Source organism: Brevundimonas sp. UBA2503, assembly GCF_002341485.1.
Taxonomy (GTDB): Bacteria; Pseudomonadota; Alphaproteobacteria; order Caulobacterales; family Caulobacteraceae; genus Brevundimonas; species Brevundimonas halotolerans.
This window is the reverse complement of record NZ_DDOD01000013.1, coordinates 56,832-81,061: the sequence shown is the minus strand read 5'-3', so window position 1 is coordinate 81,061 and position 24,230 is coordinate 56,832. Positions and strand designations below refer to the sequence as shown.

Below are 24,230 nucleotides of genomic sequence, written 5' to 3'. Positions count from 1 at the left end.
AACAACCTTCATAGCTTCGACATCTAGCCGACAGTTCCGGCATGACGGTGGGGGCGTTGCCCTTGCGCCAATGGTTGTAGACCGCCCGCAGCACCAGAAAGCCGATCAGGATCACGACCGGGATCAGGAGTGGCATGAGGAAGGCGATCAGCACGGTGCCGACACTCATCACATCGTCGACGACGCTGAGGAGGGGATTGGCCATGCCGGCGGTGGACAGGGTCGAGGCGGCGCGGGTGCCGCCCTGGGCCGCGCCAAAGGCCAGCGCTGTCGGGGCGCCGACGATGATGCCGGCAATGGCCGCCGCGGTCGGATCAAGGCCCACGAACATCGACCCGGCCACCATGGCCCCGGCGACCGGCCGCGCGATCAGGCCGACCGCGTGCAGGGCGTTGTCGAGCACCGGCACCTTGTCCGAGACGATCTCGATGATGGTCGCCAGACCCAGGGCGGCGATGGCGGTGTTGGAGGTCATCCACAGCATGCCGTCGTTCAGCTCGATGCCGAACAGCTGAAACTTTGCCGCCAGCGCCGCCATGAACAGCGGCACAAAGATGCGCAGGCCGGACGCTGCCGCCAGCCCCAGCGCCAGCAGCACCGGCAGCACCCATGTCTCCATGAGCCCGGAGACGGGCAGGGCGGACATCATGTCAGGCATGGGCAATCCTCCAGCAGTCGGTGGCCGTGCAAGCGGACAACGCCCGGCAGGATAGCAGGCTCCGGCCGCCCGGTCAGGGCGCCCGCACCGGGCCCAGTTCCGAGGCGGCGCGGGACAGGTTGACGAACTCGGCCCGCTGGCCCCAGGGGTCCTCGCCGCGCGCGCCCTGGGCCAGGTCGATGACCTGATCCCAGCCATAGTCGGGGGCCAGCCACGGGTCGCCGCGCAGCAGCTGGGCGGCGCCGGCGACGGCGAGCGCCCAACGGACCTCGGTGCCGGGACGGGTGTCCTGACCCGTGACCGGGTGCTGCATCAGTTGCGAGGTGTCGTCACCCGGCGACTTGAACCGCACCTGCACAAAGGCCCATTCGCCAGTCGGATCGCCGGTCGGCGTGGGGGTCTGTTCGTAGCGGCGATCCGGCAGCTGGCTGGGGCCACCGACGGGGGTGATCTCATAGAGGGCGACGACGGCCGCGCCCGATCCGACCTCGCCCGCATCGATGCGGTCGTTGGAGAAATCGGCCTCGGACAGCATCCGCGTCTCATAGCCGATCAGCCGGTATTCGCTGACCCGGGCGGGGTTGAACTCGACCTGGATCTTGACGTCGTCGGCGATGGGGAAGGCGCCCCGGTCAAAGGCCGGTCCGAACAGGCGTCGGGCCTCGTCCAGATCATCGACATAGGCGGCGGTGCCGTTGCCGGCCTGGGCGATGGCCTGCATGCGGGCGTCCTGATAGTTGCCGCGCCCGAAGCCATAGACCGACAGATAGATGCCGGTTTCGCGCTTTTCGGCGACATAGTCCTCCAGCCGCTTGTCCTCGGTGACCCCGACGTTGAAGTCGCCGTCGGTGAACATCAGGATGCGGTTGATCTTGTCCGCGCCAAAGGCCGCCTCGGCCTGGTCATAGGCATTGACCATGCCCGCCGCCCCGGCGGTCGAGCCGCCGGCGGACAGGGAGGCCACGGCGCAGCGCAGCTTGAGCTTTTCGGTGCCCGGTGTCGGCGTCAGCAGCACCCGCGCGCCCGAGGCATAGGTGGTGACGGCGATCGAATCCTGCGGCCGCATGCGGTCGATGATCAGATTCATGGTGCGCTGGGCCAGCCCCAGCTTGTCGGGGCTCTGCATCGAGCCGGACACATCGACCATGAAGGTCAGGTTCAGCGGCAGGCGCTGGTTGGCCGGCAGTTCATAGCCCTGAAGTGCCACATGGACGATCTTGCGGCCGGGGCTCCAGGGCGAGTCGACCACGCTGGTGGTGACGGCAAAGGGCTGCGCCATCGAGGTGGGGGCGGGCAGGTCATAGTCGAAATAATTGACCATCTCCTCAACCCGCACGGCATCGCGCGGCGGCCGCTGACCATCGCCGAGGAAGCGCCGGACGTTGGAATAGGCGGCTGTGTCGACGTCGATCGAGAAGGTCGAGACGGGCTCGTCGGCGGTGCGCTTGACCGGATTGGGCACGGCGTCGGGATAGCGTTCGGTCGACGGGGGTGTAACCGCCGGGCCCGGGGTCACAATGGCGGGGCCGGTATAGGACTGACGCACCTCACGACTGGCTGGCGGCGGAGGCGGAGGCGGAGCAGAGGGGATGGTCGCGAGATTGTCTGTCGTCGTCGAGGCCCCCGAAGCGAGCAGGGACTCGCGCTCAACCTGGATCAAGGGCGTAGGCGCACTGGCCGGGTCCCGGCGCACGCGCGTCCCGTTGACAACCATATCGTCGACAGCTGCGCCGCGGACTTCAAACCCGAAGGGCGCGCAGGCGGCCGCTGTGGGCTCTCCATCGACGACGCGATCCTGCAAGGGGACAGCGATGGCAGGCGGGCCGGACAGCGACAGGATCAGCGAGCCGCTGACAGCGACGGCGGCAATGCGGTTCGGCTTCGTGCGAGTCATGGTGACACCCTCCAAGGTCGAGGCGTGCATTCAGCCGTGGGTTATGGGGCCAGATTGTGACGGCCTCGCCAACCTCTGCTACGGAGTCAGTTTCAATCAGGGGGAGGCGGCCATGGCGGATGCGGGCGGACTGGGGCTGGGGCATGCGGCGGCGCTGCTGGGGGCCGGCGTTCTGGCGGTGCCGATTTTTCGCAAGTTAGGGCTGGGCTCGGTGCTGGGCTATCTGGCCGCCGGTCTGGCCATAGGGCCGTTCGGCCTCGGCCTGTTCTCCGAGCCGGAGACCATATTGCACGTCGCTGAATTCGGCGTGGTCATCTTCCTTTTCATCATCGGGCTGGAGATGCGACCGACCCGATTGTGGTCGCTGCGGAAAGAGATTTTCGGCCTCGGCGCGACCCAGGTGGCGGTCTGCGGCGGCCTGCTGACCCTGACCGGCATGGCGCTGGGGCTGTCGCCCGCGGTCGCCTTTGTCGGGGCCATGGGCTTCGTCCTCAGCTCGACCGCAGTGATCATGCAGATGCTGGAGGAGCGCGGAGAAATGGGCGCTCCATCCGGCCAGCGGGCGGTGTCGATCCTGCTGCTGGAGGACCTGGCCATTGTGCCGCTGCTGGCGGTGGTGGCGGTGCTGGCCACGGTCACGGGCGTGAATACGATCGAGGGCCCGCCCCTGTGGCAGACGGTCGGTCTGGCGCTGGCGGCGATCACCGCCGTGCTGGTGGCCGGACGCTTTGTCATGAACCCGGTGTTCCGCATCCTGGCCCGGTATGGCGGGCGCGAGGTGATGACCGCCGCCGCCCTGCTGGTGGTGGTCGGCGCGGCCTGGGTGATGGACATGGGCGGGCTGTCGATGGCCATGGGGGCGTTCCTGGCCGGGGTGCTGCTGTCGGAATCGACCTTCCGTCATCAGCTGGAAGCCGACGTCGAGCCGTTCCGCGCCATCCTGCTGGGCCTGTTCTTCCTGAGCGTCGGCATGGCGCTGGATATCGGGGTGGTGATCGCCGACTGGCAGCTGGTGGTCGGCGGGGTGATCGCCTTCATGGCGGTCAAGGCTGTGGCCATCTATGGCGTGGCGCGGCTGTTCAAGGCGCGGGAGCGCGAGGCGGTCGAGCGCGCCGTGCTGTTCGCGCAAGGGGGCGAGTTCGCCTTTGTCCTCTATGCGGCGGCGGGCACGGTGGGCCTGTTCGATGCCCGGATCAGTGCAGCGCTGACGGCGATTGTCATCCTGTCGATGGTGCTGACGCCGGTCACGACAATGCTGCTGGGCCGGTTCATGCCCAAGGAGACACAGGATCCCGGCGCGATGGACGGCGTCGAGATGGCCGAGAACCTGCGCGAGCAGGTGCTGATCATCGGCTTCGGCCGCTTTGCCCAGGTGGTGTCCCAGCCCCTGCTGGCGCGCGACGTCGATGTGTCAATCATCGAGAACGACGTCGAGATGATCCAGGCGGCGGGCCAGTTCGGCTTCAAGGTCTATTACGGCGACGGCACCCGGCTGGACGTGCTGCGCGCCTCGGGCGTCGACAAGGCCGAGGCGGTGCTGGTCTGTATCGACAAGCCGGAGCAGGCGGACCACATCGTCGAACTGATCCGTTCGGAGTTCCCGCTGACCAAGCTGTTCGTCCGCGCCTTTGACCGGGGGCATTCGCTGCGTCTGATCGAGGCGGGGGTCGACTATCAGATCCGCGAGACCTTCGAGTCGGCACTGGCGTTTGGCGAGCAGGTGCTGAAGGAATTGGGGGTGTCGGACCTGGAGGCGCGCGAGACCATCGAGGATGTCCGCAGGCGTGACGACGAGCGGCTGACGCTGCAGCTGTCGGGCGGGTTGCAGGCCGGACGGGCGCTGATGCGGGGCAATATACCGACGCCGCAACCGGCGCCCTATATCAAGCCGCGCCGCCAGGGGCGTCTGCTGAACGAGGACGCGATCGAGGCCGACGAAAAAACGGCGGCTCCGTAAGGAACCGCCGTCTTGTTCAGATCCGGTGGCGGTGGGCCTATTGGCCGCCCGACATACCGGCCGCGCGGTTGGCATCGGCCAGCAGCATGCGGGCCTGCAGGGCCGGATCCTGGCTCACAGCGGTCGAGATCGCATTGAAGCGATCAATGGTCAGGCCCGAGCCTTCGACCACGGCGGCCATCTCGGCCTGCTGCTCGGCGGTCGGGGTGCCGCCCTCGATGCCGGCGGCAATGTCCTGGATGCGGCCCATGGCCGAGGAGAACTGCTCGACTTCCTGATCGGTGACCGAGGCGGCGACCGAGCCTTCCGGCGACGGCGGCGTCATGACCACGGCCATCCGGGCCTGCAGCAGCGGATCGGCGCTGACGGACTGCGAGATGGCGTTGAAGCGGTCGATGGTCAGGCCCGAGTTCTCCACGATGCCGGCCATTTCGGCCTGCTGTTCGGCGGTCGGGGTGCCGCCCTGGATCTGGGCGGAAATGCCGGCCAGCTGCTCCATGGCCGTGCCGAACTTCTTCAGCTCGTCATCGGAGTAGCCGGGGTCCTGGGCCACGGCGACGGCCGGGGTGACGGTGGCAGGGGCGGCCTGGACCGAACCGGCCATCAGGGCCACGGCGGAAACGGCAGCAAAAAGAGGGATACGCATGGAAAAGCTCCTTCCGGGGAGGTTGGACGTATTGTCAAAACGGGTGAAACCCGGATCCGGTTCCGATACCGGTTCACCAAAGCCCTTGAAAAACAAGGACTAGTGGTCTCGATCACTAAGGTAGCGGCTCTTTTTCCGCGATGCAACTAAGGCGGGGTTGGGACGAAATCCGCACCGCGTTCCCGCCGTGCGGGCCTCGCGCCGCTACCATCGTGCCGAACCTGCGACCCCTGCACGGCGCGGACAAGGCGACAAAGAGGCGGGGTCTGGCGCGGCCCGCCGGGATTCGCGGTGCGAATTCCTGTCAGCGCCCTTTTGGTGTATCCGCCCCGGGCATGACCTTCGCCGCCCACAGGCTGAGCGTCGCCCCGATGATGGACTGGACGGACCGGCACTGCCGGGCCTTCCATCGGTCCCTGACCCGCCGGGCCATGCTCTACACCGAAATGGTGACCGCCGATGCGGTCATCCATGGCGACCGCACGCGCCTGCTGCGTCATGACCCGGAGGTCGGGCCGGTGGCGCTGCAGCTGGGTGGATCGGACCCGAAGGCGCTGGCCGAAGCAGCGCGGGCGGCCCTGCCGTTCGGCTATGACGAGATCAATCTCAATGTCGGCTGTCCGTCCGACCGGGTGCAGTCGGGCCGGTTCGGGGCCTGTCTGATGCGCGAGCCCACCCTCGTCGCCGACTGCATGCGCGCCATGGCCGAAGCGGTACCGGTGCCGGTGCCGGTGACCGTCAAATGCCGGATCGGCGTCGACGACCAGATCCCGGAACAGGCGCTGTTCGCCCTTGTGGAGGCCTGCACCGAAGCCGGGGTCGATCACTTCATCGTCCATGCCCGCATGGCCTGGCTCAAGGGGCTGTCGCCCAAGGAGAACCGGGACATCCCGCCGCTCGACTATGACCTCGTCCGGCGACTGAAGCGCGAGCGGCCCGAACTGACCGTGGTGCTGAACGGCGGCGTGGCCTCGGTCGAGGCAGCGCGCGAGCTTCTGGAACCGCGGGACGGCGTGGCGCTGGACGGGGTCATGCTGGGCCGCACCGCCTATCATGAACCCGCCGGTCTTGGCCGGGTCGACCCGCTGATCTTCGGCGAGGGCGAGGCGCGGTCGGTCGAGGACGCGCTTGCCACCTACCGCCCCTATATGGCGGCGCGGCTGGAGGAGGGCGTGCCTCTGCCGGCCATGGCGCGCCACATGCTGGGCCTGATGCACGGTCGGCCGGGCGCGCGCAGCTGGCGGCGGATCCTGACGGTCGACAGCATCCAGCCGGGTGCCGGGCTGGAGGTTCTGGACCGGGCGCTGGACGCGGTGCATGAGGCCGAGGCCCGGGCCGCCGCGCGGCTTGAGTCCGCCGCCTAGTGGACCTTTCCTCCCTCGAGTTTGCCAGCCTGATCGCGGGGCTGGCCGCAGCGGGGGTGTTCGCCGGACTGATCGCGGGCCTGTTCGGGGTGGGCGGCGGCACGGTGATCGTGCCGGTGCTGTTCTGGGCCTTTGCCCTGCTGGGTCTGGGCGGCGAGGCCAATCTGCATGTGGCGGTCGGCAGTTCCCTGCTCAGCATTGTGCTGACCTCCTGGCGGTCGCTGACGGCGCACCGGGCGCATGGGGCGGTCGATGAAGTCGTGCTGAAGACCTGGACCCCCTGGGTCGGCGGCGGGGCGCTGGTCGGGGCGTTTCTGGCGGGGCTGGTGTCGATGCAGGAGCTGGCCTGGATTTACGCGATCTTTCTGGGGGCCATCGCTGCCCAGCTGGGCCTGATGCCCGAGCGCTTCACCCTGGCCCGGGATGTGCCGACGGGCTGGGCCCGGCGCGGCTGGGGCACGGCCATCGGCAGCCTGTCGGCCATGATGGGTATCGGCGGCGGCAGTTTCGGCGGGCTGATGATGACCCTGTGCGGACGCCCAATCCATCAGGCGGTGGCCACGGCCTCGGGCTTCGGCATGGCGATCGGCGCCGCCGCGACTGTCGGCTTCGTCGTGTTCGGCTGGTCCGCCGAGGGGCGTCCGCCCCTGTCGCTGGGCTATGTCAATGTGCCCGCCGCCCTCATGATCGGGGGGCTGACGGCCCTTGTCGCGCCATTCGGGGCCCGGCTGGCCCACCGCCTTGACCGACGGCTGCTCCGGCGGCTGTTCGCCCTCTACCTGATGGCGACGGCGGTGTCGGTGCTCGCCAAGGCGCTTTAGGGCTTCAGCACCAGGCCCTCGGGCGTGGCCTCAAAGCCCGACAGGCGGCCGAGGAAGCTCATCCCCAGCAAGGAGTGCGGCAAGTCGGCCTGGACCACCAGGGCGGCGACATCGCGGATCTCGACGCCCGCCACGGTTACGCTGGACAGCGTCACCGATGCGGCCTGGGCCATGCCCGACACGGTGCGAACCGACTGGCTGTAATCGAGGGTCTCGGGGTTCAGTCCCAGCACCCGGGCATCGGCCGGGCGCAGCACCACGGCGGCGGCCCCGGTATCGACCAGCAGGGCGACGGGTTTGTTCTCCACCTGGGCGCGGGCCCAGTAATGACCGTCCGCACCGCGCTGGATGGGGGTGGCAGTTTCGGTCATCCGCACCATGGCGGCCGGCTGGGGCGCAGCTTGGGCGGATTTGTCGGAAAGGGCCCCAAAGCCCCAGGCCGCCAGCAGGGAGGTCCCCACGGCTGCGGCCAGAATGGCACTTCCGGAAACGCTGCCGGTCATGTCGATACTCACTCGGACACCCGTATGTACGCGCCGCTTCTGCGGCAATCATGGCTCCGGTCTAGGGCATGGACGTTGGGATGCGGTGAAGCGTCATGGCTGACAAATGGTTAGCGCGGCACCAGCCCCTGCAGCGCCGGATCGAGCCGCGTCACCCGCCCGGGCAGATCCTCCAGAATGGCCTCGCGGGTCGCCTCATCCAGCCGGCTCCATTCGGCGATTTCCTGCAGCGAGCGCAGACAGCCGAGGCACAGGCCCGAGGCGCCATCGACCGTGCAGACCTTGGTGCAGGGGGTCTTGATGGGCCTGGGCGGGCCGTCAGAGGGGGTGCGCATATGTGACATACGTCGAAAAGATACTCCGATAGCAGACGAAAAAACTTGCGTCCGTCACAAAACTGTCGTTTCCTGTAAACGACGCGAAACGACTGAGAGGGTGAAAGCCCCTGTGAGCACGACGCGTCTCTTTTCATCGTTCTGCGAAAGGAGACGCCACCATGAACAGGAAAGAGAAAAACCTCCAGCATGCCATGATGTCCTTTGCCCTCTGGGGCGGGCTTCTGGTGGACACCCGGAACACGAACGGGGCGGGCGACCGCGTGGTCAGCCACCCGTCGAACTTCGTGCCCTATCCGATCAAGAAGCGCCGCTGATCGCCCTCGGGTGATCACGACTTGCATCTGAAGGCCCCGGACCTGAAAAGGCCGGGGCCTTTTCTTATGGGAGTTGCGGATGACCGGACTGATCGAAACGCGGCGCGACGGGCCGATTGTCATCTGGACCCTGAACCGGCCCGAGCGGCTGAATGCCCTGCCCGATCTGGAGGACGGCGAGGCCTTTGCGACGGCCTGCGAGACCGTCAATGCCGATCCGGAGGTGCGGGTCGTGGTGCTGACCGGGGCCGGGCGGGCCTTTTCGGCCGGGGGCGACCTCAAGGCCATGCGCGACCGCCGCGACATGTTCGAGGGGCCAGGCACCGCCATCCGCGAGCGCTATCGCCGGGTCGTGCACCGGATCGTGCGCAGCCTGTATGAGCTCGAGGTGCCACTGGTGACGGCGGTCAACGGGCCGGCCATGGGGCTGGGCGGCGACATCGCCGGTCTGGGCGACATCCGCATCGCCTCGGACGCGGCCAGCTTTGGCGCGCCCTTCCTGAAGCTGGGCATATTGCCGGGCGACGGCGGCACCTGGCTGTTGCCGCGCAATGTCGGCTATGCCCGGGCGGCGGAACTGCTGTTCACCGCGCGCTCCATCGATGCGGCCACGGCGCTGGAGTGGGGGCTGGTTAACCGGGTGGTGCCCGCCGCGCCCCTGATGGACGAGGCCCTGACGCTGGCCCGCGAGATCGCCGCCCAGCCGCCCCAGGCGCTGCGCATGACCAAGGCCCTGCTGCGTCAGGGGCGGGATCTCAGCTTTGATCAGATCCTTGAAATGACGGCCGCCATGCAGGCTCTCGCCCATATGACCGACGACCACGCCGAGGGCGTGGCCGCCGCTCTGGAAAAGCGGCCCGGGACCTTCACGGGGACCTGAGCGCCCTTCCGGGACATCAGGCTTCGGTGATCAGCCGCCGGGGGCCTGCATGGCGCGGTCGGGGCCGACACCGACCTGGGTGTCGCGCGGGGCGCCAGCGGTCTCGCCGGGCTTCATGAACTTGACCAGCACCCGCTGACCGATCAGCAGCGGGGCGTCGTCATAGGCGACGACCACCTCGATCACCCGCTCGTCGGACCGCTGCGAGGGATCGTCCGAGGACAGTTTGCGGGCCCCGAACACGGCGGCGCGGCGCAGCACCCGGCCGACATAGACCTTGGAGGGGTCGCCCTCGGGGCTGATTTCGACGGCCTGACCGATCTGGATATTGGGGATGTCGGCCTCGACGATCTCGGCGCGCACGATGCGCGGGGCATCGGGCTCGAGGTCGAACATGGTCGAGACGTTCAGGGTCGAGGCACCCGCACCGGGGTTGGCATAGCGGCGCACGATCCGGCCGCCCATCGGAGCGCGGATGACCGTCAGTTCCAGATTGTACTCGGCCTCGGCCAGACGGGCCTGGACGGTGCGGACGGTCGCTTCCTGGCTGGCCAGACGGGCCTCGGCCATGGCGACGGCGTCGCGGGCCTGATCCAGACGCTGGGCGGCGATATAGTTGCTGTCGGCCAGCTGCTGCATGCGGTCATACTCGCGGCGGGCTGCACTGAGATCGACGCGGATGGTGGCCAGCTGGCTGCGGGCCTGGGCGACCTCGGCCTGGGCGCGCTGAACGGCCAGGCGAGGCTCGTCGTCTTCCTGACGGGCCAGGATCTGGCCGGCGGTGACGACATCGCCTTCCTCGACATAGACGGCCCTGACGATGCCGCCGCGGCGGGCCGCGATCTGGATGATCCCGCCTTCGACGTCGGCCCGGCCGTTGGCGACGGCCGCATAGGGGCTGACGGGCGCATTGGCGCTGGCCTCGGCCAGTTCGGCCTGTTTGGCCTTGTTGGCGCCCTGCATCATCATGAAGCCGACGACGGCGACGACGATGATGACGAGGCCGATCCAGAGCCATTTGTTCTTCAGGAAGGCGGGCATGACGGTCTTTCGGTCTCTGAGAGAGGGTTAGTGATGGGCGAGGGCGGCGTTGGGGTCCGGAACGCGGCGCTCATCGGAAATGATGATGCCGTCCTCGATCTTGATGACGCGGTCGGCCCAGGCCTCGAGGCGCGGGTCGTGGGTGACGCAGATGACGGCGGCGCCGTGCTGGGTGGCGGCGCGGCGCAGCAGCTGGATGACGATCTGGCCGTTCTCGCCGTCGAGGGCCGAGGTCGGCTCATCGGCGAACAGGATCTGCGGGTTCTTGGCGAGGGCGCGGGCGATGGCGACGCGCTGCTTCTCACCGCCGGACAGGATCGACGGGCGCTGGTGCAGCCGGTGGCCCAACCCCACTTCCTTGAGCGTGGTCATGGCCTGTTTGCGGGCCTGGGACTTTGACAGGCCCTGGAATTTGAGCACGATCTCGACCTGCTGCAGGGCCGACAGGGCCGGGAACAGGTTGAAGCCCTGGAAGATGAAGCCGCAGTGATCCAGCCGGAACTTGTCGATCTTGCCGGACGACATCTTCCACAGGTCATCGGAGTCGAGCGCGCTGACCTTGCCCTCCTCGGGCCGCAGTAGGCCCGACAGGGCGGCGATCAGGGTCGACTTGCCCGAGCCGGACGGGCCCATGACCATGGTCAGGTCCCCGTGGCGCGCGTCGAAATCGACGTTCTTGAGCACTTCGATGAAGGCCTTGCCCGACTTGAACCGCTTGACCAGACCCTTGGCCTCGATCGCGAAGTCGCCGTGCTTGCCGTGTGTCTTTGTGGCGTTCATCGCAGCAGGTCCGCCGGTTGGCTGTTCTTGAGGACGCCCATCGACAGCAGGCCCGACAGCATGGCGATGACGATCAGACCGCCGCCGACGAAGACCAGCAGTATGGGCGGCAGGGCGATGATGACGGCATTCGACAGGGCAAACCACTGCACGAGGGTGGTCAGGCCGATGGCCGCAGCCACGCCGACCAGACCGACCCAGAAGCTCAGCTCCATGACGATCCGGCGCAGCGATCCCATGCCGACGCCCAGCGCCCGCAGCGAGGCGAACTCCTTGATATTGGCCATGATGGCGCCGCGCAGGGTCTGCCAGGTGATCGAGACGCCGATCACCGTGCCGAGAAAGACGCAGCCGCCGATGATGATGATCAGGATGCCGCCGTCCTCGAACATGGCGCCGGCGTTGGCATCGGCCAGCTCCTGACGGGTCCAGGCCTTCCACTGCCCGTCCCCCATGGCGGTCAGCTGGGCGGCGACGACCTTGGCGCGGGCCGGGTCGCTGATCTTGATCATCAGTGGTCCGACCCGAGAGCCCTCGTCGGACTGTCCGACCATGCGCAGGGTGTCGCGCGACATGACGATGGTGGACTGCATCATATTGGGATAGCCGCGGGTCACGCCGACCACCGTCACCGTCCGGCCGTTGTAGAGGGCGCGATCCCCCAGTTTGACGCCCAGCTTGGTCAGGGCCGTCTCGTCGACCGCGACGGTGTAGGGTTGGCGCAGGGCATCAACCAGTTCCTGGGAATAGTCGCGCGGAATGGTCACCGACCCCGGCGTGGTGTCGATAATGACCGTCTGCACGAACTCGCGGCGCGGGGCCTTGGTCTTGGCCCGCTCGGCCTGCGACATGGTCGGGTCATAGGTCTTGATGCTCTGGAAGCTGCCGCCGGCGCCGTCCAGCGGCTTGACCTCGACCACCTCGGGGTGGCGATAGGCCAGCGGGATGAAGCGGCGCGGCACGCCCGACGGGCCGCCGATCAGGCTGGTGGCACCGGGCTGCATGATCATGATGTCGGCGCCCGACCGCTCGATGGTCGCGGTAAAGCCCTTGCCGATGCCGATGAAGACGCCGGTCATGGCCAGCACCAGCAGGCCGGACAGCGCCAGCGCCATCACGGCCGCCATATAGCGGCGCCATTCATACAGCAGTGTGGAAAGTGCAAGCGACATATGTGGTGCCAAACCCCTGACGTTGGCCCGGTTCTGAAGGCCAAGAGGCGTGAGGCCAAGTTAAATCGGGGTAAGGGTCATGTTCATCCCCCCGTGATCGGCATGGACGACAGGCCCACAGGCGGTTTAACTCCGACGACAGGGACGGCCCCCGGGCCCGACACCATCCAGGAAACACCCCCATGACTGTTCATCCGCTTCGCTTCGCCGTCTCGCTGGCCGCTCTCGGCATGGGCGCCGCCCTGGGCCTCGGGCCGGTCACCCCGGCCCAGGCCGATGAGGGGATGTGGACCTTCGACAACTTTCCGATCGCCCGCGCCAATGCCGCCCTGGGCACGGCCATCGATCAGGCCTGGCTGGACCGGGTGCAGCGCAGCTCGGTCAAGTTCGGCGGCTGTTCGGCGGGCGTGGTCTCGGGCGAGGGGCTGGTGCTGACCAACAACCACTGTGTCGCCAGCTGCGTGGCCCAGCTCTCGACCCCGGCCATCAACTATGCCGAGACCGGCTTTACCCCCGCTACGCGCGAGGAAGAGCTGCGCTGCCCGGGGGCCTCGGCCGAGATCCTGATGGACATCACCGATGTCACCGAGCGCATGCATGCGGCCGGGCGGGGCCTGAGCGGTGCGGCCTTCAACCGCGCCCGTGACACCGAGGCCGCCGCCATCGAGGCGGAATACTGTGCCAATCAGCCCGAGCGCCGCTGTCAGGTGGTGTCGCTCTACCGGGGCGGTCAGTTCAAGCTCTACAGCTATCGCCGCTACACCGATGTGCGGCTGGCCTTTGCGCCCGAGGATCGCGCCGCGACCTTTGGCGGCGACCTCGACAATTTCAACTTCCCGCGTTTCGCCATCGATGCGGCCTTCATCCGCCTGTACGAGAACGGTGCGCCGGTCGAGACGCCGACCCATTTCACCTGGAACCCGGACCGCCCGACGGCGGGTGAGCCGGTGTTCATCTCGGGCAGCCCCGGCTCGACCCAGCGCCTGCTGACCATGGACCAGCTGCTGACCGTGCGGGACGTGCAGCTGCCGCTGGATCAGCTGATCATGTCCGAACTGCGCGGCCGCATGATCCGCTTCGGGTCCGAGAGCGAGGAAAATGCTTTCATCGTCATGGATCCGCTGGTCGGCCTTGAGAACAGCTACAAGCGTGGCATCGGCCGCATGCGGGCCCTGATCGACGCCGACTTCATGGCCGCCAAGGCCGAGCAGGAAGCCGACTTCCGCGGTCGCTCGGGCGACTGGCTGGCAGCCCACACGGCCGCCGGGGGCGCCGACCCCTGGACCACCCTGTCGGCGGTGCAGGACGATGTCCGACGGCTCTATCCGGCCTATGCCCTGCTGGTCGCCCGCGCGGGCGGCGGCTCGACCCTCTATGGCTGGGCCGAGACCCTGGTGCGGGCGGCGCAGGAGCGCGACAAGCCCTCGACCGAGCGCCTGCCCGAATATGCCGACACCCGGCTGGGCGGGATCGAGTCGCGCCTGCTGGCCGACCGCCCGGTCTATGCAGACCTGGAACAGGTCCGCATGGAATGGTGGCTGTCGAAGTCCCGCGAGTGGCTGACGGTCGACGATCCGCGCATCCGGACCCTGCTGGGCCGCGAGTCCCCCGAGGGGCTGTCGGAGCGTCTGATCTCCGGCACCACCCTGGCCGATCCGGCCGTGCGCAAGGCCCTGTGGGACGGCGGGCTGGAGGCCATCATGGCCTCGGACGATCCGCTGATCCGCTATGTCCTGTCGATCCAGGGCGTGACCCGGTCGGTGCGCGCCGAGTGGGAGGAGACCGTCGAGGCCCCGACCGCCCAGGCGTCCGAGGATCTGGCCGCCGCCCGTTTCGCCGCCTATGGCGACAGCGTCTATCCGGATGCGACCGGCACCCTGCGCCTGACGTGGGGCCGGATCGAGGGCTGGACGTATCAGGGCACGACGGTTCAGCCCTTCACCACCTTCGGCGGCCTGTGGGACCGGGCAACCGGGGCCCCGCCGTTCGATGTGGCGCCGAAACTGCTGGCCGCCCGCGACCGGATCGATCCGGATACGGTGCTGAACATGTCGGTCTCGACCGACACCATCGGCGGCTCGTCGGGCTCTCCTGCCATCAATGCCCGCGGCGAGATCATCGGGGCCAATTTCGACTCGACCGTCCTGACCCAGCGCAACGCCTATGGCTATGACCCCTCGGTCAACCGCAGCGTGATCGTCACCACCGGCGCCATCACGGTGGCCCTGCGCGACGTCTATGGCATGGACGGTCTGCTGGCCGAACTGGGCGTCGAGTGAGGCAGTAGGGAATAGGCAGTAGGCAGTAGGCAGTAGGGAATAGGCAGTAGGCAGTAGGCAGTAGGCAGTAGGCAGTAAGCAGTAGGGACTGTGTTGTGGCGGGGGCTGAGCCATGGATCAGATCAACAGCTATCGTGACCTCAAGGTCTGGCAGCGGGCGATGGATATGGCTCAGTCGATCTACGAGCTGACGAGGTCGTATCCGGGCGAAGAGCGGTTCGGTTTAACCGCCCAAACCCGACGTGCCGCCACCTCGGTGCCCGCCAATATCGCCGAAGGCTATGGCCGGTCCTCGAAAGGTGCCTACCTCAACTTCCTCAGGATCGCGCAGGGTTCACTGAAGGAAACCGAGACCCACCTGCTGATAGCTGTCCGCGTCGGCCTTGCGACCGAAGCCGCCGCAGCCGACGCTCTGCGTCAGGCCGATGAACTAGGAAAAATGCTGCGCGGCCTCATCATCCGACTTGAGGCGCATGCCCCCGACTGACCCGCGCGACCCTACTGCCTACTGCCTACTGCCTAAACTTCAGAGGTGCGCCATCTTCCGGCGGGCCTTGTCGAAATACTGCCACCCGGTCCAGAGGGTGATGATCGCTGCGGCCCAGATCAGCACATCGGCAAACATCTGGAAGTAGGGATAATATTCGAACTCGAGCCCAAAACCGTCCCAGTTGCGGGCAAACAGCTGCGCGCCCAGCGCCACCAGCTGCAGGGTGGTCTTCCACTTGGCCAGCAGGGTGACCGGCAGTTTGACCTTGCCGGCCACGGTCTCGCGCAGGGCCGAGACCGCGAACTCGCGGAACAGGATCAGGCCGCAGGGAATGGCGATCTGCGGCACCGAACCCGAGGTCAACACGCCCAGGATGGCGCCGGTCACCAGCACCTTGTCGGCGATGGGATCGAGGATCGCCCCCCAGCGTGTGGTCGCGTGCCAGCGCCGGGCCAGATATCCGTCGATCCAGTCGGTTGTGGCCGCCACGACAAAGATGATGAAGGCCACGCGATAGAGGCCGAACTGGTCCTCGGGGCTGAGATAGGACGACACGATCGGTATGCCGCCCGTGGCCCCGGCGAGGATCAGGAACATCACCACCCCGGCGGCCAGCCGCAGGCCGGTCAGGATGTTGGGGATGGGATTGGCGGGGTGGTGGGGGGCAGTGTCCGACTGGGGCATGGTCATCTCCGATCGCTCCGATGTGCCATGCTTCGCGGGCGCTGGCGAGCCGTTCAGACCGGCTGAAACCGCCCGTCGTCTCCCAGAACGCGCAGCACCCCGTCGGCGATGCCGAAATGCAGACCGGTCAGGGTCAGGGCGCCCGCCGCCTCGCGCTCGGCGATCCAGGGGAAGGTTCTGAGATTGTCGAGCGACAGTTTGACGATCGCCTCCTCGCTGACCTGCACGGCATGGTCATGGTCGCAGGTCGACAGCGCCTGCCGCACGGCCGGGCGGCCCTGATCGACCCAGGCCTCGACGAAGTCCAGTCCGGCCGCGCCGCTGTCCGACCGCATGGCCTGAACACCGCCGCACAGGGCATGGCCCATGACGACGATGCGCGACACCTTCAGCGCCTTGACCCCGAACTCCAGCGCCGACGACACCCCGTGCAGCCCGCCGTCCGGTGCATAGGGCGGCACCAGATTGGCGACATTGCGCACGACAAACAGATCGCCGGGCGCGGCGTCAAAGATCAGCGCCGGGTCGGCCCGACTGTCCGAACAGGCCAGGAACAGGGTGTGCGGCGTCTGCCCGGCCTCGGCCAGGGTCTCATAGGCCGCACGGGCCCGCGGCCACTGATGCGCACGAAACCGGCGATAGCCGGCCAGCAAGGGATCGGAGGAGAGGTCGGTCATACGAGGAGCCTAGCGGTTTGAGCGGGTCCCGAAAATGGTGTATACTCGTATATACATTGGGAGTAGCGCCATGGGTGTCGTCAGTCGGATATTTCGCAGTGGCAACAGCGACGCCGTGCGCCTGCCCAAGGAAATCACCTTTGGCCCGGGCGTAGAGGTCGAGATCGAGCGCAATGGCGATGTGATCACCATGCGGCCAAGGCGTATGACGCCGCGACAACTGGTCGAGGCTCTCGACAGGCTACCGAAACCCTCCAGCGTTCAGAAGCGTCCGCCCTTCATCGCGCCGGTCCGCAAAGGTCTCTGATTGGCCCTGCTCCTCGATACCAGCATTGCCATCCCTCTAAGGGATGGGGACGTTGATGTGCGTGCCAGAGTGGCGCGCTCCGACGAGCAGCTGCTCCTTTCAGTCATTTCGGTTGTTGAACTCAAAGCCGGTCTGACCGGACCTGAGTCCCCCGTGCGCGAAGCGACCCTCTCACTGATGCTTCGGGAGATCGAGGTCCTGGGTTTCGGCCTTGCGGAGGCAGACGCTTACGGGGCGATTGTCCAGGCGGTCGGCTTCTCCCGCAGCAAGGTTCTGGACCGGATGATCGCCGCCCAGGCCATTGTCGCGGGCGCAACCCTGGCCACCCTCAATCCCGCCGACTTCCGCGACATCCCGGGCCTCTCCCTGCTGGAGTGGTGAGCCTCAGCCCTTGCGGAAGAAGGCGTGGATGCGTTCGGCCGTGGCCTGGCTGATGCCGTCGACCTTGGCCAGATCGACGACCTCCGCCCGCGACACCCCCTTGGCCGAGCCGAAGGCCTGCAGCAGGGCCTTCTTGCGGCCCGGGCCGATGCCCTCGATCTGGTCCAGCGGGTTCTTCTTGATGTCCATCGACCGGCGCGTGGCATGGGCCCCGTTGGCAAAGCGGTGGGCCTCGTCGCGCAGCCTTTGCAGATAGTAGAGGGCGGGCGACTTCTGCGGCAGCATGAAGGGCGGCTTGCCCGGCATGAAGAAGCGTTCGCGCCCCGCGTCGCGGTCGGGCCCCTTGGCCACGCCGACCACGGCCACATCGTCGATGCCCAGATCGGCCATGACCCGCACGACCTCCGACAGCTGGCCGGCGCCGCCGTCGATCAGGATCAGATCGGGCCTCTCGGCCGCCTGACCGGCCTCCTCATCCTTGACCAGACGGGCAAAGCGCCGGGTCAGGACCTCGCGCATCATGCCATAGTCGTCGCCGGGGCTCAGATCCTCGCTGCGGATGTTGAACTTGCGATACTGGTTCTTCCGATAGCCTTCGGGCCCGGCCACGATCATGCCGCCGACCGGGTTCGAACCCGAAATGTGGGCATTGTCATAGACCTCGATCCGCTCGGGCCTGGCCTCAAGGCCAAAGGCCTCCGTCACCTCGTCCAGAATCTTGCCCTGGGCCGAGGTCTCGGCCAGCCGCCGGCCCAGTGCCTCGCGCGCATTGGTGGTCGCATGCTCGACCAGGCTCAGCTTGTCGCCGCGCTTCGGGATGGCGATCTCGACTCTGTGCCCGACCTTGAGGCTGAAGGCCTCCTGCAACAATTCCAGTTCCAGCGGGCGCTGATTGGTCAGGATCAGGCGCGGGACCGGCTTGTCCTCATAGAATTGCGCCAGAAAGGCCGACAGGATTTCCGTGTCGCTGTCGCTCTTGTCGATGCGCGGGAAGTAGGCCCGCCCGCCCCAGTTCTGGCCCGCGCGATAGAAGAACACCTGCACACAGGCCTGGCCGGCATCGGTGTGCAGCGAAAACACATCGGCCTCGGACACCCCGCCCGCCAGTCGCGAATATTCCATCGAAATGGCCGACAGCGCCCGGATGCGGTCGCGCAGCCGTGCCGCCCGCTCATAGTCCATGGCCTCGGACGCCGCCTGCATGTCGCGCGACAACCGCCCGACCACGGCATCCGACTTGCCGTTCAGAAAGGCCGCTGCCTCGCCCACCAGCCGGTTGTAGTCCTCCAGCGAGATCAGGCCCGTGCACGGCGCCGAACAGCGCTTGATCTGGTGCAGCATGCAGGGCCGGGTGCGCCCCTCATAGACACTGTCCGAGCACGACCGCAGCAGGAAGGCCTTCTGCAGGGTGGTCAGTGTCCGGTTGACCGCCCAGGTCGAGGCGAACGGCCCGTAATAGTCGCCCTTGATGGTGCGCCCGCCCCGGTGCTTGCGGATCTGGGGCGCGGGGTGGTCGCGCCGGATCATCAGCTGGGAGAAGCTCTTGTCGTCGCGCAGCAGCACATTGTAGCGCGGCTTCAGCGACTTGATGTAGGTCGCCTCCAGCAGCAGGGCCTCGGTTTCCGACGCCGTCAGCACCAGCTGCATCGACCGGGTCTGGTTGACCATCAGGGCCGTGCGCTGGCTGTGCACCCGCCCTTGGGCATATTGCAGCACGCGCTTCTTCAGCGACTTGGCCTTGCCGACGTACAGGCACGACCCGTCTTCGCCATACATGCGATAGACGCCCGGCTTGTCGGGCGCACGCCGGGCCTCGTCGCGGATCAGATCCGCGCCGACCAGAGCCGGCTTTTCCGTCGGGGAATCAGGGGGCAGGGCGGTCATCCGCCCCAATATAGGGCCACCCCCCGTTCTTGCTTAGCCCCTGCGGACCAGAACCACGCCGCCGATCACCATCAGGATACCGGCCACCCGCATCAGGTTCATCGGCTGCTTCGGCACGCCCATGGCCCCGAAATGGTCGAGGATCAGGCTGATGATCAGCTGCCCGGCCACCATCAGGGTTATGGTCACTGCCACCCCCAGCCGCGGCACGGCCCAGGCGGCCGCGACTACGAACACCGAGCCATACAGCCCGCCGATCCACACCCACCAGGGCAGCGACCGCGTCGCCGCCATATCCGGCCGGGTCTGCAGCATCAGCGCCAGCATCCCCAGCGCCACTGTGCCGACCGCGAACGAAATAAATGCCGCATTGACCGGCGAGGCCACGGCCTCGGCCAGCCGCGCATTGGTCGGCGCCTGAAGGGCGGTCGCCCCTCCCGCCAGAACGACGGCCAGCATGGCAAGCAGTGCAGGGTTCATCCGCGCTGGCTAGCACCGGGAGGGGCGGATGGGAACGCTGTCCTCACCACCGTAGGTCGGCCGGCACACCGTCCAGATACTCCCTCAGCCGCGCACGGCTGCCCCGGCTGAGGGCGTCGGGCAGGGCGTCGGGCGCGAACCAGCCGGTCTCGGCGATCTCGCCGTGCTGGCTGGCGGGGCCGGTCTCAAAGTCGCGGATCAGATAGACGGCCACGTGGTCGCCCCGGAAATGGGCCTCGTTCGAATGGATCGACAGCAGGGTGGCGGGCCCGGTCAGGATCAGGCCGGTTTCCTCGCGCATCTCGCGCACCAGGGCGTCATGCAGGCTCTCGCCGCGATCAACGCCGCCGCCGGGCAGCCACCAGTCGGGTAGATAGGTGTGGCGGACCAGCAGGATGCGGCCCTCTGCGTCGACCGCCAGACCCCGCACGCCCAGCGTCATGCCGCGTGTTATCCGGGCCAGGGTGTGAAAGGCCGGACGGGTGAACGGCTCGATGCGTTCGCGCCAATTGCGGGGGGGAGAGGGGGCCATGCGGCTTGATGGCCCGGCCTGCGCCCCTTGAACAGAGGCCGGGCGCGCTTTAAGGCCAGAACCAGATTTCCGACGGGAGAATTCCATGACCGCGCTCTTCATCATCTTCGGCTTTGTCATCGTTCTGGGCGCGCTGAACGTGTTCGAGTTCGGCCGGGTTGACTGACACCCCCGCAGGTCCGTCTGACATGCCCGGGGCCGTGCTGGTCACCGGCGGCGCCAAACGCATCGGGCGCGCCATCAGCCTGACGCTGGCCAGGGCCGGGCTGGATGTCGCCATCCACTATGGCCGGGATGCTGAGGCGGCCGAAGCAACCGCCGCCGAGGTGCGCGACCTGGGCCGGAAGGCCGTGACCCTCGATGCCGATCTGGCCGATGCCGTGGCCACCCACGGTCTGATCGGTCGGGCCGCCGCGGCCCTCGGCCCGCTGACGGCGCTGGTCAACAATGCCTCGGTGTTCGACGACGACCGGTTGATGACCATCACCGGCGACAGCTGGTCGCGCCATATGGATGTGAACCTGCGCGCCCCTGTGCTGCTGGCCCAGACCTTTGCCGGCCTGGCCCCCGCCGGCTCGGCCATCGTCAATATTCTGGACCAGAGGGTGCTGAAGCCCGATCCGCGCTTCTTCTCCTACGGCCTGTCCAAGTCGGCGCTGTGGACGGCGACGCGTACCATGGCCCAGGCCCTGGCCCCCGTCATTCGCGTGAACGGTGTGGGCCCGGGGCCGACGCTGGCCTCGACCCATCAGACCGAGGCGGATTTTCAGGCGGAGGCGGCGGCCACGCCGCTGGGCCGCGCGGTCGAGCCGGAGGCGATTGCCCGCGCCGTCCTCTGGCTTATCCGCGAGCCGCTGATCACCGGCCAGATGATCGCCGTCGACTCGGGCCAGCATCTGGCCTGGCGCACCCCCGATATCGAAGAGGACTGATCCATGGCTGACGGCCTGCGCCACGAGGGGCTGACCGTGTTCGTGCGCGACCTTGTGGTCGAGGCCGGCATCGGCGTGCACGACCACGAACTTGGCCGCCTGCAGACCCTGGTGATCAATGTCGCGCTGCAACTGGCGCCCGGACCGGTCGAGGCGCTGGGTGATACGCTGAACTATGAGGATGTCGCCCGCCTGTCGCGCGAGTTGGTGGCCGAGGGCCATGTCGGTCTGGTGGAGACCTTTGCCCAGCGTCTGGGCCGACGGCTGATGGCCGATCCGGTCGTGCAGGGGGTGACGGTGCGTATCGGCAAGCCCGGCTGTCTGGCCGACGCGGCCGAGGCCGGCTGCGAGATACGCCTGTCGCGCGGCTGACAGTGGTTGCGCCCGCGCGCCCGCCCCGGCATTGTCGCCCCGAAGTGTGAGGAGCCAGATGGCCGAACCCGGCGATCCCGACCTGTTCAAGGACCAGCCCGCCCCCCGGCCCGAGGCCGACCCGGATGCCGAGGTCGGATTCTGCTCGCCCGAATCGCTGGCGGCCCATCCGCGCAGCCCTGAGCCCGAGGTCGCGCCGGAGCCTGAACCCGCTCCCGCTCCCGAGCCCGATCCGGTGGATGATCCGATGAATGCCCCGCTGGTCGCGCCGCTCGCCCCCACGCATAGCGCCCCGGCCCACAGCGCCCCGCCCCGGCCCTCCCGCACCGACGACCTGCCCGAGCCCGAGGGCATGATGGGTCTCTACACCGTCTATGCCCTGATCCTGTTCGCCATTCCGACCTTCGGCGTGTCGGCGGTAATCGGCCTGCTGGCGGTCATGGTGCGCGACGTCCCGACCCATGCAGTGGCCGCCAGCCACCACGTCTTTCAGGTCCGCACCCTCTGGGCAGCGGCGGTCGTGGCGGTGCTCGGCGTCATCCTGATCGTGGTCAACGCCGGGGTGTTCGTGCTGTTCCTGCTGGTGCTGTGGGTGCTGGTGCGCGGCGCCTGGGGCAGCTGGTTGCTCAAGTCACGCCGGGCCATCCCCAATCCGCGCTCCTGGTGGATCTGAGCCCCGGGCCTCAAGGCTTGAAAGCCCGCCCGCCACATCCCAGATAGGGCTCTGATGGATCCGCCGCTTTCGGGGGTCCGCATCAAGGGTCGCTTTCAGGAGGGCCGGATGACCACGCGTACAGTCCTGTTCGACAGCCCGTTTCTGCTGGGCTTTGACCATACCCGCAGCCTGATCGACCGGGCGGCGCGTGCGGCTTCCGAGGCCTATCCCCCCTATAATGTCGAGCAGCGCGGAGAGGCCGCCGTTCGCATCACCCTGGCCGTGGCCGGGTTCGCGCCCGACGACCTGTCGATCACCCTCGAAGGCCGCCAGCTGACCATCTCCGGCAAGCGCGACGGCGGCGACAAGGGGGGGGCTGAGAATGCCTATCTGCACCGTGGCATCGCGGCGCGCGGCTTCCTCAGGACCTTCGTGCTGGCCGATGGCCTTGAGGTCGATGAAGCCTCGCTGGAACACGGTCTGCTGCACGTCGATCTGCTGCGGCCCCAACAGGTGGCCCAGGTCCGCCGTATTCCGATCACGACCCGCTGATAGGCTGGTCCCGCCTCCGATCCTTTCCGGAGCCACTTTCCGGGGTCACGCGTTGACCCTTCATACCCGCGTTTCAGGAGCCCACTTCAGGTGATGACGACCGACGACATGACGGACAAGGCCTTTGCAGATCTGGGTGCGCCCGATCTGGTCTATGTGCGTGAGGTGGCCGCGTCCGAAATCATGGACGAGGTCGCCGGCGCGACCGATCCGGATCAGCCGCCCATCCGGCTGGACCCGCGCCAGACCCTGTATGCGGTGCACAGCGCCGACGGCGAGCGTCTGGCCGTCATGGCCGACCGGGAAAGCGCCTTTGCCGCCGCCGTGGCCCACGAGCTGGAGCCGGTCTCGGTTCACTAGACCGGCCGTTGGGCCTCAGGCCGCCGTCGATACGATCTGACGGACCAGCAGCGCATGCAGGGTATCGCGGCTGTCGGCCTGACGCAGGCGTTGCTGCAGGTCCGGCGAGCGCAGCGCGCGTGAGGCCGCAGCCAGGGCCCGCAGATGCCCGGCGCCATCGCTGGGCGGCGCGAACAGACCAAACAGGATGTCGACCGGTCGATCGTCGACGGCATCAAACGCGATCGGCGTCTCCAGCCGCACCAGAACGGCGAACACATGGTCCACATCCCGGTGCCGCGCATGGGGAAGGGCCACGCCCGAGCCGACCCCGGTCGAGCCCAGCGCTTCGCGCTCCATTAGGGCATCCATAAGGGGGGCGGCATCCGCATGGCCCAGCACATGGGCAGCGGCATCCGCCACGGCCTGCAGGGCCTGACGCTTGGACGAGACACTTCCGCGCAGGACGATACCGTCCCGGCTGACCAGATCTCCGATTTCCATACTCATCCCCGAACTACGCAACTGTGGACCCGAAAGGCGTCAGCCCTCTAGGCCCGACTTGCGGCCCCTTAAAGGCCTTATACCGCTGAACCGTTTACCGAACCGTGTCCGTTCTGTGAACTTGTCCGACGGGGGTCGACCCAGCCGATGTTGCCATCGGGCCGGCGATAGACCACGGCCACGCCGCCGTGGGCGGCATTCTTGAACACGACGACGGGGTAACCGCTCATGTCCAGCTCCAGCACGGCCTGACCGACGGTCAGGGTGCGCAGTTCGGATTCGGTCTCGGCAATCACCAGACCGGCCGGCGCCTCGCCCTCGGCCTTGCCCACATCGGCAAAGTCGTCGTCATCCGTATCGTCGAGATTGCGGAAGACGGTCATGCGCGCCACCTCTGCGGCCGCCATCTCCGTCTTCTCGGGCGACAGGCCCTTGGGCCCGGCGTGGTGATCCTTCAGCCGTCGCTTGTAGCGCCGGACGCGTTTTTCCAACTTGTCGAGTGAATCAGAAAAGGCACTGTGGGCATCGCTCCCATGCCCGGTGGTGACCAGACTCTGGCCTGACGCCAGCCGGACCCAGCAATCGACCTTGAACCCGGGACCGTCCTTGGACACCACAACCTCGGCATCCTGTCCGCCGCGTTCAAAGTATTTGCCGACTCCCTCGTTGAGTTCCTGGGAGATGCGCGAGCCTAACGCTTCGCCGACATCCACGTGCTTACCGCTGACTTGGACTTGCATAGGAGATAGAACGCGACCGAAGCCGTTCGGTGTCAACGGACTTCACATTTTTGT

At 67.5% G+C, this 24,230-nt stretch carries 29 protein-coding genes; 14 read left to right on the top strand and 15 right to left on the bottom strand.

The window, feature by feature from the left end:
* Both B4K74_RS07065 and B4K74_RS07060 read right to left on the bottom strand, forming a co-directional pair.
* Nucleotides 1–658, bottom strand: a 658-nt coding sequence (locus B4K74_RS07065; protein ID WP_286692346.1) for a DUF4126 domain-containing protein, incomplete at its 3' end; no start/stop codon positions are given.
* A 73-nt stretch (nt 659–731) separates the two neighbouring features.
* Nucleotides 732–2,552, bottom strand: coding sequence for a vWA domain-containing protein (locus B4K74_RS07060; protein WP_286692345.1), 1,821 nt, complete (start codon nt 2,550–2,552; stop codon nt 732–734).
* Nucleotides 2,553–2,664: 112 nt separating this feature from the next.
* Here B4K74_RS07060 and B4K74_RS07055 point away from each other — a divergent pair, with 112 nt between their 5' ends.
* Complete coding sequence (locus B4K74_RS07055; protein ID WP_286692344.1) at nt 2,665–4,509, top strand: monovalent cation:proton antiporter-2 (CPA2) family protein; 1,845 nt, start codon at nt 2,665–2,667, stop codon at nt 4,507–4,509.
* A 37-nt stretch (nt 4,510–4,546) separates the two neighbouring features.
* On the opposite strand, the gene B4K74_RS07050 is transcribed toward B4K74_RS07055, so the two are convergent.
* Nucleotides 4,547–5,155 (bottom strand): DUF4168 domain-containing protein, encoded by a 609-nt coding sequence (locus B4K74_RS07050; RefSeq protein WP_286692343.1) that lies wholly within the window; start codon nt 5,153–5,155, stop codon nt 4,547–4,549.
* A gap of 335 nt (nt 5,156–5,490) precedes the next feature.
* Between B4K74_RS07050 and dusA the strand changes: the two genes are divergently transcribed.
* Together dusA and B4K74_RS07040 are read left to right on the top strand one after the other, a co-directional pair.
* Nucleotides 5,491–6,519, top strand: a complete 1,029-nt coding sequence (gene dusA / locus B4K74_RS07045) for a tRNA dihydrouridine(20/20a) synthase DusA (RefSeq protein WP_286692342.1) — start codon at nt 5,491–5,493, stop codon at nt 6,517–6,519.
* Complete coding sequence (locus B4K74_RS07040; RefSeq protein ID WP_286692341.1) at nt 6,519–7,340, top strand: sulfite exporter TauE/SafE family protein; 822 nt, start codon at nt 6,519–6,521, stop codon at nt 7,338–7,340. Before dusA ends, B4K74_RS07040 begins: the two co-directional genes overlap by 1 nt.
* Here B4K74_RS07040 and B4K74_RS07035 read toward each other — a convergent pair.
* Entirely contained in the window at nt 7,337–7,843 is a 507-nt protein-coding gene (locus B4K74_RS07035; protein ID WP_286692340.1) for a retropepsin-like aspartic protease family protein, read from the bottom strand. The two genes, B4K74_RS07040 and B4K74_RS07035, sit on opposite strands and share 4 nt — an antisense overlap.
* 110 nt (nt 7,844–7,953) lie before the next feature.
* Nucleotides 7,954–8,178, bottom strand: coding sequence for a DUF1289 domain-containing protein (locus tag B4K74_RS07030; RefSeq protein ID WP_286692339.1), 225 nt, complete (start codon nt 8,176–8,178; stop codon nt 7,954–7,956).
* 161 nt (nt 8,179–8,339) lie between these two features.
* Here B4K74_RS07030 and B4K74_RS07025 point away from each other — a divergent pair, with 161 nt between their 5' ends.
* Nucleotides 8,340–8,495 (top strand): hypothetical protein, encoded by a 156-nt coding sequence (locus B4K74_RS07025; protein ID WP_164461983.1) that lies wholly within the window; start codon nt 8,340–8,342, stop codon nt 8,493–8,495.
* Between the two features lie 79 nt (nt 8,496–8,574).
* Entirely contained in the window at nt 8,575–9,375 is an 801-nt protein-coding gene (locus B4K74_RS07020) for a crotonase/enoyl-CoA hydratase family protein (RefSeq protein ID WP_286692338.1), read from the top strand.
* A gap of 30 nt (nt 9,376–9,405) precedes the next feature.
* Here B4K74_RS07020 and B4K74_RS07015 read toward each other — a convergent pair whose 3' ends face one another.
* From B4K74_RS07015 to B4K74_RS07005, 3 genes are read right to left on the bottom strand one after another with little or no spacing between them, the layout of a single operon-like run.
* A complete protein-coding gene (locus tag B4K74_RS07015) occupies nt 9,406–10,416 on the bottom strand; it encodes an HlyD family secretion protein (RefSeq protein WP_286692337.1) in 1,011 nt (336 codons plus the stop codon).
* A 27-nt stretch (nt 10,417–10,443) separates the two neighbouring features.
* The gene (locus B4K74_RS07010) at nt 10,444–11,196 is read right to left on the bottom strand and encodes an ABC transporter ATP-binding protein (RefSeq protein ID WP_286692336.1); all 753 of its coding nucleotides are present in this window, start codon (nt 11,194–11,196) and stop codon (nt 10,444–10,446) included.
* Entirely contained in the window at nt 11,193–12,368 is a 1,176-nt protein-coding gene (locus B4K74_RS07005; RefSeq protein WP_286692335.1) for an ABC transporter permease, read from the bottom strand. The genes B4K74_RS07010 and B4K74_RS07005 overlap by 4 nt, the downstream gene beginning before the upstream one ends.
* Nucleotides 12,369–12,550: 182 nt before the next feature.
* Here B4K74_RS07005 and B4K74_RS07000 point away from each other — a divergent pair, with 182 nt between their 5' ends.
* Together B4K74_RS07000 and B4K74_RS06995 are read left to right on the top strand one after the other, a co-directional pair.
* On the top strand, nt 12,551–14,647 hold the full coding sequence (locus tag B4K74_RS07000) for a S46 family peptidase (protein ID WP_286692334.1): 2,097 nt from the start codon (nt 12,551–12,553) through the stop codon (nt 14,645–14,647).
* Between the two features lie 112 nt (nt 14,648–14,759).
* Nucleotides 14,760–15,134 carry a four helix bundle protein gene (locus B4K74_RS06995; protein ID WP_286692333.1) on the top strand — a complete coding sequence of 125 codons (375 nt, stop codon included), beginning with the start codon at nt 14,760–14,762 and terminating at the stop codon, nt 15,132–15,134.
* A 39-nt stretch (nt 15,135–15,173) separates the two neighbouring features.
* Here the strand turns inward: B4K74_RS06995 and pgsA are convergent, their stop codons facing one another.
* Both pgsA and B4K74_RS06985 read right to left on the bottom strand, forming a co-directional pair.
* Nucleotides 15,174–15,827, bottom strand: a complete 654-nt coding sequence (pgsA, locus tag B4K74_RS06990) for a CDP-diacylglycerol--glycerol-3-phosphate 3-phosphatidyltransferase (protein ID WP_414630920.1) — start codon at nt 15,825–15,827, stop codon at nt 15,174–15,176.
* A gap of 47 nt (nt 15,828–15,874) precedes the next feature.
* On the bottom strand, nt 15,875–16,498 hold the full coding sequence (locus tag B4K74_RS06985) for a carbonic anhydrase (protein WP_286692331.1): 624 nt from the start codon (nt 16,496–16,498) through the stop codon (nt 15,875–15,877).
* 70 nt (nt 16,499–16,568) lie between these two features.
* On the opposite strand from B4K74_RS06985, the gene B4K74_RS06980 reads away from it, so the two are divergent.
* A complete protein-coding gene (locus B4K74_RS06980; protein WP_286692330.1) occupies nt 16,569–16,805 on the top strand; it encodes an antitoxin in 237 nt (78 codons plus the stop codon).
* Entirely contained in the window at nt 16,806–17,186 is a 381-nt protein-coding gene (locus tag B4K74_RS06975) for a PIN domain-containing protein (RefSeq protein ID WP_286692329.1), read from the top strand. It begins immediately after the preceding gene.
* A 3-nt stretch (nt 17,187–17,189) separates the two neighbouring features.
* Here B4K74_RS06975 and uvrC read toward each other — a convergent pair whose 3' ends face one another.
* The 3 genes from uvrC to B4K74_RS06960 are packed head-to-tail and all read right to left on the bottom strand — an operon-like array spanning nt 17,190 to nt 20,082.
* On the bottom strand, nt 17,190–19,070 hold the full coding sequence (gene uvrC / locus B4K74_RS06970) for an excinuclease ABC subunit UvrC (RefSeq protein ID WP_286692328.1): 1,881 nt from the start codon (nt 19,068–19,070) through the stop codon (nt 17,190–17,192).
* A gap of 33 nt (nt 19,071–19,103) precedes the next feature.
* Nucleotides 19,104–19,550, bottom strand: coding sequence for a DMT family transporter (locus B4K74_RS06965; RefSeq protein WP_286692327.1), 447 nt, complete (start codon nt 19,548–19,550; stop codon nt 19,104–19,106).
* 43 nt (nt 19,551–19,593) lie between these two features.
* Nucleotides 19,594–20,082 carry an NUDIX domain-containing protein gene (locus B4K74_RS06960; protein WP_286692326.1) on the bottom strand — a complete coding sequence of 163 codons (489 nt, stop codon included), beginning with the start codon at nt 20,080–20,082 and terminating at the stop codon, nt 19,594–19,596.
* A 158-nt stretch (nt 20,083–20,240) separates the two neighbouring features.
* Between B4K74_RS06960 and B4K74_RS06955 the strand changes: the two genes are divergently transcribed.
* The 5 genes from B4K74_RS06955 to B4K74_RS06935 all read left to right on the top strand — a co-directional run bounded on the left by B4K74_RS06955 (nt 20,241) and on the right by B4K74_RS06935 (nt 22,953).
* On the top strand, nt 20,241–21,014 hold the full coding sequence (locus B4K74_RS06955; RefSeq protein ID WP_286692325.1) for an SDR family oxidoreductase: 774 nt from the start codon (nt 20,241–20,243) through the stop codon (nt 21,012–21,014).
* Between the two features lie 3 nt (nt 21,015–21,017).
* A complete protein-coding gene (locus B4K74_RS06950; RefSeq protein WP_286692324.1) occupies nt 21,018–21,386 on the top strand; it encodes a dihydroneopterin aldolase in 369 nt (122 codons plus the stop codon).
* A 58-nt stretch (nt 21,387–21,444) separates the two neighbouring features.
* Nucleotides 21,445–22,059, top strand: a complete 615-nt coding sequence (locus tag B4K74_RS06945) for a hypothetical protein (RefSeq protein ID WP_286692323.1) — start codon at nt 21,445–21,447, stop codon at nt 22,057–22,059.
* 108 nt (nt 22,060–22,167) lie between these two features.
* Nucleotides 22,168–22,593, top strand: coding sequence for an Hsp20 family protein (locus B4K74_RS06940; RefSeq protein WP_286692322.1), 426 nt, complete (start codon nt 22,168–22,170; stop codon nt 22,591–22,593).
* A gap of 93 nt (nt 22,594–22,686) precedes the next feature.
* Nucleotides 22,687–22,953 (top strand): DUF1150 family protein, encoded by a 267-nt coding sequence (locus B4K74_RS06935; RefSeq protein ID WP_123287843.1) that lies wholly within the window; start codon nt 22,687–22,689, stop codon nt 22,951–22,953.
* A gap of 15 nt (nt 22,954–22,968) precedes the next feature.
* Here B4K74_RS06935 and B4K74_RS06930 read toward each other — a convergent pair whose 3' ends face one another.
* Both B4K74_RS06930 and hpf read right to left on the bottom strand, forming a co-directional pair.
* Complete coding sequence (locus tag B4K74_RS06930) at nt 22,969–23,436, bottom strand: PTS sugar transporter subunit IIA (protein WP_123287844.1); 468 nt, start codon at nt 23,434–23,436, stop codon at nt 22,969–22,971.
* Between the two features lie 77 nt (nt 23,437–23,513).
* Nucleotides 23,514–24,176, bottom strand: a complete 663-nt coding sequence (gene hpf, locus B4K74_RS06925; RefSeq protein WP_123287845.1) for a ribosome hibernation-promoting factor, HPF/YfiA family — start codon at nt 24,174–24,176, stop codon at nt 23,514–23,516.
* Between the last annotated feature and the right edge of the window lie 54 nt (nt 24,177–24,230).